Origin of the sequence: Brevibacillus halotolerans (assembly GCF_026891775.1) — a bacterium.
In the GTDB taxonomy this organism is placed as follows: domain Bacteria; phylum Bacillota; class Bacilli; order Brevibacillales; family Brevibacillaceae; genus Brevibacillus_B; species Brevibacillus_B halotolerans.
In genome coordinates this window covers 15,926-28,329 of sequence record NZ_JAPTNK010000025.1, presented here as the reverse complement: position 1 = coordinate 28,329, position 12,404 = coordinate 15,926, and the positions used below count along the sequence as shown (strand labels likewise).

The 12,404-nt window shown below is 42.0% G+C and carries 12 protein-coding genes; 3 read left to right on the top strand and 9 right to left on the bottom strand.

What is annotated here, in order from left to right:
* Positions 1-39: 39 nt before the first annotated feature.
* On the top strand, positions 40-366 hold the full coding sequence (locus O0550_RS22110; protein WP_242401314.1) for a hypothetical protein: 327 nt from the start codon (positions 40-42) through the stop codon (positions 364-366).
* A 130-nt stretch (positions 367-496) separates the two neighbouring features.
* Here the strand turns inward: O0550_RS22110 and O0550_RS22105 are convergent, their stop codons facing one another.
* Complete coding sequence (locus O0550_RS22105; protein ID WP_003338700.1) at positions 497-1,057, bottom strand: GbsR/MarR family transcriptional regulator; 561 nt, start codon at positions 1,055-1,057, stop codon at positions 497-499.
* Positions 1,058-1,346: 289 nt separating this feature from the next.
* On the opposite strand from O0550_RS22105, the gene O0550_RS22100 reads away from it, so the two are divergent.
* Together O0550_RS22100 and O0550_RS24440 are read left to right on the top strand one after the other, a co-directional pair.
* On the top strand, positions 1,347-2,543 hold the full coding sequence (locus O0550_RS22100) for a quaternary amine ABC transporter ATP-binding protein (protein WP_003340128.1): 1,197 nt from the start codon (positions 1,347-1,349) through the stop codon (positions 2,541-2,543).
* Positions 2,543-4,276, top strand: a complete 1,734-nt coding sequence (locus tag O0550_RS24440) for an ABC transporter permease/substrate binding protein (RefSeq protein ID WP_276565092.1) — start codon at positions 2,543-2,545, stop codon at positions 4,274-4,276. The genes O0550_RS22100 and O0550_RS24440 overlap by 1 nt, the downstream gene beginning before the upstream one ends.
* Positions 4,277-4,320: 44 nt before the next feature.
* Here the strand turns inward: O0550_RS24440 and O0550_RS22085 are convergent, their stop codons facing one another.
* The 8 genes from O0550_RS22085 to opp4A all read right to left on the bottom strand — a co-directional run bounded on the left by O0550_RS22085 (position 4,321) and on the right by opp4A (position 12,364).
* Complete coding sequence (locus tag O0550_RS22085) at positions 4,321-4,941, bottom strand: flavin reductase family protein (protein ID WP_003338697.1); 621 nt, start codon at positions 4,939-4,941, stop codon at positions 4,321-4,323.
* A gap of 21 nt (positions 4,942-4,962) precedes the next feature.
* A complete protein-coding gene (locus O0550_RS22080) occupies positions 4,963-6,126 on the bottom strand; it encodes a homogentisate 1,2-dioxygenase (RefSeq protein ID WP_258427229.1) in 1,164 nt (387 codons plus the stop codon).
* A 14-nt stretch (positions 6,127-6,140) separates the two neighbouring features.
* Complete coding sequence (locus O0550_RS22075; RefSeq protein ID WP_035318221.1) at positions 6,141-7,091, bottom strand: fumarylacetoacetate hydrolase family protein; 951 nt, start codon at positions 7,089-7,091, stop codon at positions 6,141-6,143.
* 210 nt (positions 7,092-7,301) lie between these two features.
* Complete coding sequence (locus O0550_RS22070; protein WP_163245699.1) at positions 7,302-7,649, bottom strand: DUF3870 domain-containing protein; 348 nt, start codon at positions 7,647-7,649, stop codon at positions 7,302-7,304.
* Between the two features lie 54 nt (positions 7,650-7,703).
* Positions 7,704-8,597, bottom strand: coding sequence for an RluA family pseudouridine synthase (locus tag O0550_RS22065; RefSeq protein WP_258427228.1), 894 nt, complete (start codon positions 8,595-8,597; stop codon positions 7,704-7,706).
* 122 nt (positions 8,598-8,719) lie between these two features.
* Positions 8,720-9,631, bottom strand: a complete 912-nt coding sequence (gene opp4C, locus O0550_RS22060; protein WP_003340141.1) for an oligopeptide ABC transporter permease — start codon at positions 9,629-9,631, stop codon at positions 8,720-8,722.
* A gap of 13 nt (positions 9,632-9,644) precedes the next feature.
* Positions 9,645-10,610 carry an oligopeptide ABC transporter permease gene (gene opp4B, locus O0550_RS22055; RefSeq protein WP_003338690.1) on the bottom strand — a complete coding sequence of 322 codons (966 nt, stop codon included), beginning with the start codon at positions 10,608-10,610 and terminating at the stop codon, positions 9,645-9,647.
* Positions 10,611-10,639: 29 nt separating this feature from the next.
* Positions 10,640-12,364 (bottom strand): oligopeptide ABC transporter substrate-binding protein, encoded by a 1,725-nt coding sequence (gene opp4A, locus O0550_RS22050; protein WP_068793643.1) that lies wholly within the window; start codon positions 12,362-12,364, stop codon positions 10,640-10,642.
* Positions 12,365-12,404: the final 40 nt, after the last annotated feature.

The following is a 12,404-nucleotide window of genomic DNA, read 5'->3' as shown; positions in this document are numbered from 1 at the left end:
AAGAATCAGGTTGCTCACGCTATTGAGGAGGTGATCAATGTGAGTAAGAGAAAAGCGATAACCGTATTGCTTATCAGTACGTTAGGATTGTTGTCTATAGCTGGTTGTAATAGGAGCCATACAAGTCAAATTCAAGGTGTACCGACTAGCATTAAATCTAATCCGCATGTCTATTTTTTACAAAGCCATCCACAAACAGCAACAAATCAAAATAACTTTACACCGTATGGAATGCCGGTTAATTCAGGAAGTGGCACAGATTATGATCTGATTGTCAGACCTGAATCCGTGTCCGATTACGGAGGTCTGTTTGGGACAAAACAATTCATTTTGACGAATAATTCAAATTCACCCTATCAAAAATAACAGCAGGCTTTAGAAAAAACGGTGCGTAAGGGTGTTTTAATAAGCCATATATGGGTACAAATAAATTAGTATTTTTTGTTCAAACAAAAAACGCTAAGGACTCCCTCAGCGCTACACTTGTTTTGGCGTATTATTCTTCCTCTTTAGGTATGAAAGTAAATATCTCACCTGTTTCAAAGGAACGGATCAATTTTTCTAACCACTTATAATAAGACAGCGCATGCTGCATTTTAAGCATGTCACCCTTAATTAAATTGTAGGCTTGAGGATTATCTCCGTACTTATCTAACAGAACTTGTAGTTCTCTGAGGGACTTGTGCAAATGATGCACATTGCTTTCCATTGATTTGCGCCAACGTATCGAAAAGTAATCACCCAGATTTTGATGCCAATCTGGTTCCGTTTCATAAAGATCTTTACGAGAACCTTTGCTCCAAACTTTGTTGACCATTTTCAGATCAATCAGGGTGCGCATTCCAGTGCTCATACTGGTTTTGCTCATCCCCATTTGCTTGCCCATTTCGTCAAGAGTAACTGGCCCTTGCGAAAAGTACATCATGCCATACAAATGACCAACAGATTGGGTCACTCCAAATAAATCCATGTTTTTACCAACCGTTTCAATCATACGATGGCGCGTTTTTTGAACGGCAACCTGAAGCTCTTCAGGAAGTCCTTCAAATTCATCCATTGTTGCTTACCTCCTAGGACAGGTCAAACTTCATCTTTCATTATATCGATTTTATTGTAGGAGGCAACCATACCCTAGTAAAGGACTGGGTATAGGTGAAATTTTACGAAAAATGGAGTATACTGTACATAAAGTGCGTAAAGTTTTTTCTGTACGTACTTGATCAAGTTATTTCCTGTTTGCTCTTGTTCATACATTTTTCATACACTTACCGGAGCGTTTCGTTACAAAATTGAACGTTTTCTCTGGGAGCAAAAGAAAGAAATTACCAGAAGAAGGGAGTGTCTTCATGCCAATTATTGAAGTCAAAAATTTAACAAAAGTATTTGGCCGTGATCCAAAAAAAGCCATCCCCCTGCTCAAAGAGGGCTGGACAAAAGAAAAAATCTTCAAAGAGACAAAAATGACGGTTGGGGTAAATCAAGCTTCTTTTTCGATAGAGGCCGGAGAAATATTCGTTATAATGGGGCTGTCGGGTAGCGGTAAATCCACATTAGTGCGACTATTGAATCGTCTAATTGAGCCGACAGATGGCCATGTGTTTATTAATGGAAAGGACATCGTATCCTTAAATCAAGAAGATCTTCGCGAAGTTCGACGTAAAAATATTACAATGGTTTTCCAAAAATTTGCTCTCTTTCCACATCGTACAGTTTTAGAAAATGTAGAGTATGGTTTAGAAGTATCGGGAATACCTAAAGCAAAAAGACAAGAACAAGCAATGAAATCGCTTGAATTGGTTGGTTTAAAAGGCTGGGAAAACTCCTTACCTGATCAGCTTAGCGGCGGTATGCAGCAACGTGTCGGTCTTGCTCGCGGTTTAGCCAATGATCCTGATGTTTTGTTGATGGACGAAGCGTTTAGTGCTCTTGATCCTTTGATACGCAAAGAGATGCAAGATGAGCTCTTAGAATTACAAACAAAAATGAAAAAAACCATTATTTTTATCACGCATGATTTGGATGAAGCATTACGGATTGGTGACCGTATTGCCTTAATGAAGGATGGAAATGTCGTCCAGGTTGGAACACCGGAAGAAATTTTGACCAACCCGGCTAATAAATATGTAGAACGCTTTGTAGAGGACGTTGACCTGTCCAAGGTACTTACAGCTACTCAAGTTATGAAACGCCCTGAAACGATTACCTTGGAACGCGGACCGCGTGTTGCTTTGCAATTTATGCAAGAACGCGGGGTATCGACTTTATATGTAGTAGACACTCACAAACGTTTACTTGGGGCCATTACTGCTGATGATGCCGTTCAGGCAGTTAAAGAGGGGAAAAAGCTGGCAGATATTCTAATAAAGGAAGAGGTTCCTACTGTCTCCCCCGATACAGTGCTCAATGAACTATTTGATATCGTAAGCTCTACCCGAGTCCCTGTAGCAGTAGTAGATGGGGGAAATCGCTTGCAGGGAATTATCATCCGCGGAGCCGTACTAGCCGCACTCTCCGGCAACACAGAAGGCGGTGAAACAGTATAATGAATATGTTTAAAATTCCTTTAGGTTCATGGATTGAATCATTAGAAGCGTGGTTTGATGCTTCCTTTGGTCCTTTATTTGCAGTAATTAGTGCTATTATCGGCGGGTTGGTTAGCGGTTTTGAGTGGCTATTTATGAATATTCCTGCTCTGCTCTTTATCGTGTTGTTCTCCCTGATCATTTATTTTGTAGCACGCTGGAGAATGGCTCTCTTTTCTTTATTGGGCTTACTCCTCATATACAACCTTGGCTATTGGCCACAAACAATGATGACGTTAGCCCAGGTCCTAACGGCGGCCATGATTTCCATTCTTCTTGGGGTGCCGATTGGGATTTGGTGCGCAAAGAAAAATACGGCTCAAAGCATTGTCACACCCATTTTAGATTTCATGCAGACCATGCCAGCATTCGTATATCTGCTGCCAGCGGTTACGTTCTTCTCACTCGGCGTAGTACCTGGTGTTATTGCTTCTGTTATCTTTGCGATTCCTCCAACTATTCGACTAACAAATTTAGGGATTCGACAAGTACCTGAGGATTTAGTAGAGGCAGCAGATGCATTTGGTTCCACACCGATGCAGAAATTAATCAAGCTGCAATTGCCATTAGCCATCCCTTCCATTATGGCTGGGATTAATCAGACGATTATGCTATCGCTGTCGATGGTTGTTATTTCATCCATGATTGGGGCACAAGGCTTAGGTTCAGATGTTTACCGTGCCGTTACGCAAACAAAAACCGGCGTAGGCTTTGAAGCCGGGATTGCTGTTGTTATTCTAGCGATTATTTTGGATCGATTTACCCAAACGCTCATTAAAGGACAAGAGAAGAAATCTGCAAAGCCTGCGATAAAATATCGTAGACCTTTCATTTTAGCCTCAATCGCCATTTTAATTATTTCTAGTATCGTAAATGGTGTTGCTGGTAATGGTGGCACTGCCAAAAACATTACCCTTTCCTATGTAGCATGGGATTCTGAAATTGCTAGTACGCATGTAGTAAAACAAGTGTTAGAACAAAAGTTAGGTTATCAGGTTAATATGTTACAGGTCGAAGCAGGTCCAATGTGGACAGGCGTTGCGACCAAGAGCGCTGATGCCCTTGTTGCTGCTTGGCTACCGAAAACGCATGCTAGCTTCTACGCTAAAAACAAAGATCAAGTAGAAGACCTAGGGGCAAATTTAGAAGGTACACGACTTGGTTTGGTTGTTCCAGAATATATGAATATCACGTCTATTGATGACTTAAGACGTTCTGATATAAAAGATGCTACGAAAGCAACAATTATTGGGATTGAGCCCGGAGCTGGTCTGATGTCAGCAGCTACTAAAATGCTACAGGATTATCATCTAACAGACTGGACTTTGATGGAGGCTTCATCCGCGGCAATGGCTACTGAGCTACAAAAAGCGTACAGCCAGCAAAAGCCAATTGTTGTTACAGGCTGGACACCACATTGGATGTTCGCCAAAATGAAATTAAAGTATCTTGACGATCCTCAAAAATCATTTGGAGAAGACGAACAAATCCACACGATCGTCCGCTTAGGATTGCAAGAGGACTTACCGGATGCTTATCAATTCCTGCGCCAGTTTAAATGGACTCCAGAAGATATGGCGCAAGTAATGGTTCGTATTCAGGAAGGCGTCGAGCCCGATGATGCTGCCAAGGAATGGGTTGACGCTCACCCAGAAATAGTAGAAAAATGGCTAGCAGGCATTGAACTCAAATAATACAAAAGGCATCCTCACTTCAGAGGGTGCCTTTTTCCTATTTATCAATATTTTTTAGGATCGTATACAGGTCGAGGATGATCAAACAATTCGCCTAACGTGGCGTACGTATGTCCAGCTAAACGGCTGACAGGAGCAAATTTTTCAGCATCAATTTTTCCGTTAAAGTACATAGAATCATCTATATGCACATGTACAACCTCGCCAATGATTAAATCGGAAGCGGCAGGCTCACCTAATGTAACAATCTGATGTAGCTTGCATTCAAAATGAATGCGAGATAACGCTAACCTTGGTACTTTGATTGCTTGAGAAGGAGTCAGATCAAGTCCTAGCGCCTCTACCTCGCTTTGATCCGCTGGAAAGTCGGCTGAGGTTTCATTTACCAACGCAACATTATGCACATCTACTGTGTTCACGACAAATTCCTTTGTTTCCGAGATATTCCGAGCTGTATCCTTCATCACCTGCCCTGGTTTTCGCGAAACCGCTATGGAAATCATCATCGGGTCAATGCAAGCAACATTAAAATAACTAAATGGGGCTGCATTTACCACACCTGCTGGATTATGCGATGTAACCCAGGCAATCGGACGCGGAATGATGCCACCTATCAGTAATTTATATTTTTCCTGTCTCTCTAACTCGCTTATTCGTAGCTCCACACGCCATGCCTCCTTTTTCCCCTATTTCTTTACAGGTAGCCAGCTATACATATAAGCTGTATCTTCTAGTGCGAGCGCCTGCCTTGTTGCCTTTAACGGACGGAAAGTATCTAGCATGACCGCTAATTCCTTCGTCTCTTTTTTACCAATGCTTGCCTCGATCTTACCTGGATGCGGTCCATGTGGAATACCCATAGGGTGCAGAGTTATGGAGCCTTCTACCACACCTTTGCGACTCATAAAGTTGCCATCCACATAATACAGAACTTCATCGCTCTCTACGTTACTGTGGTAATACGGTGCTGGAATAGCCTCCGGATGATAGTCATATAAACGGGGGACAAAGGAACAAATCACAAAATTCTGACCAGCGAATGTCTGATGAACTGGAGGTGGCTGATGCACGCGGCCCGTTATCGGTTCAAAATCATGAATACTCAGCGCATAGGGGAATAAATAGCCATCCCATCCAACCACATCAAACGGATGAAAATCAAATGTATAGCTATATAATGTGTGATTTTGTTTGACTCGAACTTCAAAGCTCCCTTCCTCCACATGTGTTTCCAATCGTTCCGGCACTCGTATATCCCGCTCGCAAAATGGCGAATGTTCCAACAATTGACCGTGCTCGTTTCGATAACGCTTAGGCGGAACAATTTCATTTTGAGACTCAATCACAAGAAAACGCGTATCCTCCGTTGAGGGTACAATTCGATAAGTCGTACCAATCGGGATAACTAAATAATCGCCCGGTCGATACGTAATGGTTCCAAAGATGGTTTGAAGCTCTCCCTCGCCCTTATGAACGAAGACGACCTCGTCTCCTTCCGAGTTACGATAATAATAATCCATTTCCTCAGTTGGCGAACAAACAGCCATTACCACATCATCATTTCCCAATAAGTAACGACGGCCTAATATAGGGTCTCCCCCTTGTGGTGCATTGAAGCTCAGAAAGTGCTGGTGACGTAACTCCTCGCGTTCCACATATTGCATATCAATTGTAGCTATTTTCTTTACTTCCGTCACTTGTGTTGGAGGGTTGTGATGATACAAAATGGATTGAATCCCAGAAAAACCTTTTGTGCCCATCAGTTGCTCACGGTACAGCTCACCATTTGGCTTAAAAAATGTGGTATGGCGTTTTTGCGGCACCTCGCCCATTTTTACGTAAAATGGCATGAAACATTCCTCCCTTATGCTCCTATAATAGTATTTCGCAGAGTACCTAGATGATCGATCTCCAATTCAACAACATCTCCTGGCTGTAGCCAATTGTATTGTTCTCCACCACCTAATTCTAATAAGCATCCGCTGCCTACTGTACCGGAGCCAATAACATCTCCAGGGTACAAAAAACAGGCTTCGGAAGCACGCGCAATCATTTGAGCAAATGTATAATAGATATCTACAAAATTTCCGCGCGAGTATTGCTTGCCATTTATCCTTGCTGTCATTTGCAAATCATAACGATTTCCATTTGAGGAGGGAATCATACGACCGCCTAACTCATCAGCAGTAACCAACCAGGGGCCTGTAGAGGTTGCAAAATCCTTAGCCTTAGCAGGTCCAAGTCCCACTTTCACTTCCTCACGTTGAATGTCACGCGCACTCCAGTCATTTAGAATCATAAAGCCGGCAATATACTCATCTGCCCTTTCTATGGGGATATCTATCCCTTTTTTACTAATGACACAGGCAATCTCTAATTCGTAGTCAAGAGACTTTGTTTGCTTAGGCTTAGTGATATTGGCTTCTGTTCCGATAAATGCGGCTGGATTTGAAAAATAAAAAACAGGTAACTGATACCACTCTGGAACCATTTCAAGGCCTCTACGCTTTCGACACGTCTTTACATGCTGCTCAAATGCATAAAAGTCTCGAAAGCTGGGGGGGCGAGGAATAGGAGCACCTAACTGTATCTCTTCCAAAGGAATCATCTCTTTATGCTCGGTTAGCTGTTGTTCAAGTAAACATGGGTACCATTTGTCCCATTCATTTAATAAGCCCTGCATGGTTGATGGAGCCCCCTCCACTGTATCAGCTATGTCCATAACTTTCTTCCCCACATACAAGCCAGCCCGCCATTCGACCTGATTTTCTACCGTTGTGATCTCTTTTTTTCGTTGATAGCTAACTAGCTTCACGACTTCACCTCCCATTTTTTTCATAAACAAAAAAACCAGTTGCACATAAAGCCACACAAAAAAACCAAAAGGAATACTCCTTTCAAGTCACTTATTGTATGGCAGTATGAACAACTGGCTTATGTTTACTTGACCGAGAAAAATCTTTTTAAGATTATCCCCCATAAACACCCAGTGTCACTCTGCTATCTTTTTAACTACTAAGATAACTTAGACCTGCTGTTTACCTTCCAAATATCGATCCAATGCAGAGCGGAGAGCTTGAAGCACTGTTCCCTGTGTCGGTACCAAAGCACGCTTCCGAATGGTTGCCTGCAGCTTTTCCCATTCTGCTGGCAGGGATGCACCGATCACCAAGCCCCGAATAAATTCTTCATTTAACCCCATTAAAAAAGTAAATGATGCATCAACCACAAGGTCTGTTCGACTATCCATCACTAAAGAACAGGCAAACATCTTTTGGCTATCTGTCAAAGGTGTTCCCTTAGGCAGTTGGGCAAATCCTGTGGCTAAAATGTAAGCATCGTCTGTATAACGAGGCAGGGGCACATTTGTCATGATCCCTTCCCCTCCTTCTTCCATAATAAAGCAAACGAATCATTTTGACTAGAACTATTCTGAACATTCTACGATTTTCTGCATATCTTCTGGAAGTGGCTCTGTTAGACATATTTCCTCACCAGTACGCGGATGTTGAAAGCGTAGCTCAAAGGCATGTAACGCTTGTCTGCCAATAAGCTCACGCCTTCCCCCATATAGATCATCTCCAAGCAATGGATAACCTAAATAACTCATATGGACACGTATCTGATGGGTTCGTCCTGTTTCTAATTGTAGCTGAATATAACTTAGATCATCTGTGCTTTTCAACACCTGATAATGTGTCACCGCCTGCTGTCCATCAGGGCGAACCTCACGCTCTATAATGGATTCCTCTTTGCGGCCAATAGGTGCGTCGATTACTCCACTTTGCGGGGTTACACGTCCATGAACGAGGGCTTGGTAACGTCTTTTTAGGCTTCGATTTTTTTGCATACGTGAGAATCGATCATGGGCCCACTGATTTTTAGCAATAATAATTAGCCCAGTCGTATCCTTATCCAATCGGCTCACTGGACGAAATTTACGACGCTCTCCCTTTTGCTGCCAGTAATGGATGACACCATTTGCCAAGGTTCCTGTCACATGCATGCCAGTTGGATGGACTACTATTCCAGGAGGCTTTGCTAGTACCAAAACATCCTCGTCCTCATATCGGATCTGTAAATCCATTGCCTCAGGCTCAAGGTTTTCAGATTCTTCCTCATCCATCCAGATTGTAATAATATCTCCTGCTTCTACAATTCGTGTTACAAAAGCAAGTTCTCCATTTATCTGTATCTCACCGCTGAATTTAGCCCGGATCAACAGCTTGCGAGATATCTCATAGTCTTTTTGTAGGACCTCTCGTAAACTGCGCCCTGCTTGTTGCTCGCTTGCATGAAAACGTAATAACAGCTCTTTCATATTTGTATCCTCGCTCTGAGAAATGATTACCGTTAGTATAGCACAAAAGCCCTTCTCACTCTGCGTCCTCTAAAGAGAAACAAAGTGAGAAAGGCTTCATCCGAAGAATTTTTTATTTTAGGCTAACGCAGAGATTTTGGATTAAAAGCGTCCTTCAAGCCTTCTCCTACGAAGTTAATCGCTAAAATTGTCAATGTAATACAAGCACCTGCTGGCAGCCAAATCCACCATTGTTGTTCAATGACTTCCGGAGAGACTGCATCTGACATGATATTCCCCCAAGACGGTACGTTAGAAGGAACACCAAAGCCTAAAAAGCTAAGTCCTGTCTCTACTACGATCATGGAAGCCAACAAATAAACCCCCTGTACAATGATAGTGGAGATCACATTAGGTAAAATATGCTTGATAATAACCTGTGCAGGCGTACATCCAATTGAGATAGCGCTATGCACATATTCATTCTCTTTTTCCGCTAAAATCTTACCCCGTACCATCCTCGCAGTAGAGCCCCAGCTAAGTACACTGACTACTGTAATAAGTGTTAGTACACCCGAGGCCGTAAAGACTGAGTTCAATACAATAACAAAAATGAGAAACGGAAATGTAATAATAAAATCCGTAAAACGCATCAATAAATTATCTACCAATCCGCCAAAATAACCAGCCACAGACCCTATCAGAGTACCGAAGATAACGACAAATAACGTAATGGAAAGACCAATTGTCAGCGAAATTTGTCCGCCATATAAAAGTCGTGTATAAACATCACGTCCCCCCTTATCTGTCCCTAACCAATGCTCAGAACTAGGGGCTTGGTTTATATTGCGGATATCAATTTTAATGGGATCATAATGAGTTAAAAAATCTGCTGAAAAACAGATCAGAAAGATCACTGCTAAGAAAATAATACTAGCGATTGCTAGCTTATTTTTTGCAAATTTGCGCATTCCGATCGCCCATGGTGAAGTTCCCTGACGCTTCCCTTGATGAGCAGAAGCTTCTAGACTGTTGGGTGTAATAACGGGTTCCATATCTCTTTCCTCCCTATTTCAATCGTATCCGTGGATCAACAACACTGTATAACCAATCCGCAATCAGATTACCTAATAGCGCCATAAAGGTTAACAGCATCGTGATCGACATAACGACAGAATAATCTCGGTTGTTAATGGAGTTGATAAAGAGTTGTCCCAGTCCAGGATAGGTAAAGATGGTCTCGACTATTACCGCTCCCCCTAGCAGGTTACCGATATCAAGTCCTAGAAATGTTACCATCGGGATAAGAGAATTACGCAAAATATGCTTGTTATAAATAGCAGATTCACCCGTACCCTTTGCCATAGCCGTACGTACATAATCCTTACTGCTGCCTTCAATAATGTCGTTGCGCAAAAATTGAGTGTAGGCGGCTGTATTAAATAGACCAAGCACAGCAGCGGGCAGAATCGTATGCCCTACTTTACTCAAATAGTAAGATAAGCTTCCCTGCTCGACATCCACACCGATAGAACCGCTCGCAGGCACCCACCCCAATAAAATAGCAAACACATAGATGCATACAATAGCTGCAAAGAACGATGGAATGGCATATCCAATATAATTTAGCGTCACAATGATATTATCGATCCACGTAAATCGACGCCGGGCTGCAATCATCCCCATCACCAAAGCACCCAGATAAGTAAACACCAAAGACATGCTCATTAAGAAAATAGTATTCGGTAACCGCTCGCCAATCAGTTGAGTAACTGGCATTTTATGATTAAACGAGTCACCTAAATCTCCCCATAAAAAACCACTAACCCAACGGCCATATTGAACGGGAATGGGATCGTTAAATCCTAGCGATTCTCGCATTTTGGCTATATACTCGGGATTGGCATTATTAGGGTCAATCTTCCCCGAAAGGGCGTCCCCTGGCATTAATTTTGCCAGGGTGAACACCGCAATGGAGATCAGAATCAGAATTGGAATCATGGTTAAAAATCTCCGCAGCGCAAACGCAACCATTCGTACACTCCCCTTGTTCTACAGCTGTTTTAGTTGGTAACCCACCATTTATGAGTATCTATTTGATTCGTAAAGGAGTTGGTGCGAACACCTTGTAGACGTTTGTTGACTGCAGTGATATCCTTTCGAGCGTGCATGATAATCATCGGTACTTCTTCGTTAACCAATTTTTGCCACTTATAATAAACCTCTTTGCGATAATTTTCATCAAAAGCTTTCTCACTGATTCCTTCTTCAATCAATTTATCTGATTCTGGATTTACCCATCGAGGAAAATTCCAGAGATCATCTGTTTTCCATAAGCCTGTTGGATCAGGATCATTTGCTAACGACCAAGCTCCAGCGAACACCTCAACACTTGGCTCATCTTTTTCGACTGTTCGATAAAATAGGTTAAATTCTTTTAATGCTCCACCATTTAGTTTTGCATCCAAGCCTACCTCTTTCCAGAATTGCATGACTGCTTGTGCCCGAGGCTCAGCAGTCTCATCACGTGTCATCGCATCATAGTTAATTGTGAATTTCTTACCTTGAGGATCTTCACGGAATCCATCCCCATTACTATCTTTATATCCAGCCTCATCAAGCAATTGCTTTGCTTTCTCAGGATTATATTCGTACGCATTAATTTGATCAGCCGGAACCTTTGCCCAGCTTACAGGTGGCATTGGTGAGTTAAGCGGTTCAGCCTTGCCATTTTCAAACGCCTCAGCCAACGCCTTACGGTCTAGTGCATAGGCCATTGCTTGACGTAACCGCTTATCAGCAAATTTCGGATTATCCATTACATTTTTCCTTTGCTTTTCATCCCAGTGACCTAGCTTAAATCCAATATAGCTATACGCAAGCTCATCCTGTTCCTTCAATATCAAATTATCATTTTTTTCTATCTCTTTAACCTGGGAACGCGGAATTGCCATAATGTCAACTTCGCCTTTTTTCAACAAGCTATTTGCTAATTTTCCATCAATAATTTTATATATAATCCCATCCAAATGAGGTTTGCCTTGCCAGTAATCATCAAAGCGTTCTAATTCAACAAACTCACCTGGTTGAATTTTTTTCACTTTAAAGGGTCCAAGTCCGATCGGCTGCTGACGAACTTTTGGAGAATTTGGGAGGTCTTTTACAGAAATGCCTGCATAATATTTTTTGGGCATTGGATTCGACCAAATATTATCTAAGAAATTCACCATCGGCTTTTTCAGTTTGATTTCAATATTATACGGGTCAATAATTTTTACACCGGAAATGGTTTTTGCAGTTCCTTTATTGTATTCATCCATTCCTTCAATCATTTTTACATTAGAATAGCGTGAGCCTTTATAATCCTTATGCCCGATTACCTCAAAGGCATATAACCAGTCCTCTACCGTTAACTCATCACCATTGTGCCATTTTACCCCCTTTTTAAAGGTAAACGTATAGGTTAAATGGTCGGGACTTTCTTTCCAAGAAGCGATTTTCGCATAGGTTTTTAAATCATCTCCTGTATCCAGCAAGGAGTCTGTCATAAAGCGCAGGATGCGATCGTCGTCATCTCCTTCATAAAAGCCACGATCCAATAAGCCTTGAAACGGACTTTCATAAGCATAGACAATTTTTCCACCATCCTTAGGCTGCTGTTCAGTGGCAGTTGCTTGTGTTGGCTCAGTTGATTTGGTTTGTGTTGTATTAGCCGGCTTAGAACAGCCTACTACGCCCATCGATAAAGCTAAAAGAGCTGATAGGACCATCATATTTTTCTTTTTCATGTAATAAATCCCCCTTACTATATTTTGATTAGAGTTAGTT

Excerpts from the sequence above, each read along its gene's own strand:
- O0550_RS22065 (WP_258427228.1), bottom strand. The coding sequence starts at position 8,597 with ATGAAAGAGCTGTTATTACGTTTTCATGCAAGCGAGCAACAAGCAGGG.
- O0550_RS22100 (WP_003340128.1), top strand. The coding sequence starts at position 1,347 with ATGCCAATTATTGAAGTCAAAAATTTAACAAAAGTATTTGGCCGTGAT.
- opp4C (WP_003340141.1), bottom strand. The coding sequence starts at position 9,631 with ATGGAACCCGTTATTACACCCAACAGTCTAGAAGCTTCTGCTCATCAA.
- O0550_RS22080 (WP_258427229.1), bottom strand. The coding sequence starts at position 6,126 with ATGCCATTTTACGTAAAAATGGGCGAGGTGCCGCAAAAACGCCATACC.
- opp4B (WP_003338690.1), bottom strand. The coding sequence starts at position 10,610 with ATGGTTGCGTTTGCGCTGCGGAGATTTTTAACCATGATTCCAATTCTG.
- O0550_RS22070 (WP_163245699.1), bottom strand. The coding sequence starts at position 7,649 with ATGACAAATGTGCCCCTGCCTCGTTATACAGACGATGCTTACATTTTA.
- O0550_RS22105 (WP_003338700.1), bottom strand. The coding sequence starts at position 1,057 with ATGGATGAATTTGAAGGACTTCCTGAAGAGCTTCAGGTTGCCGTTCAA.
- O0550_RS24440 (WP_276565092.1), top strand. The coding sequence starts at position 2,543 with ATGAATATGTTTAAAATTCCTTTAGGTTCATGGATTGAATCATTAGAA.
- opp4A (WP_068793643.1), bottom strand. The coding sequence starts at position 12,364 with ATGAAAAAGAAAAATATGATGGTCCTATCAGCTCTTTTAGCTTTATCG.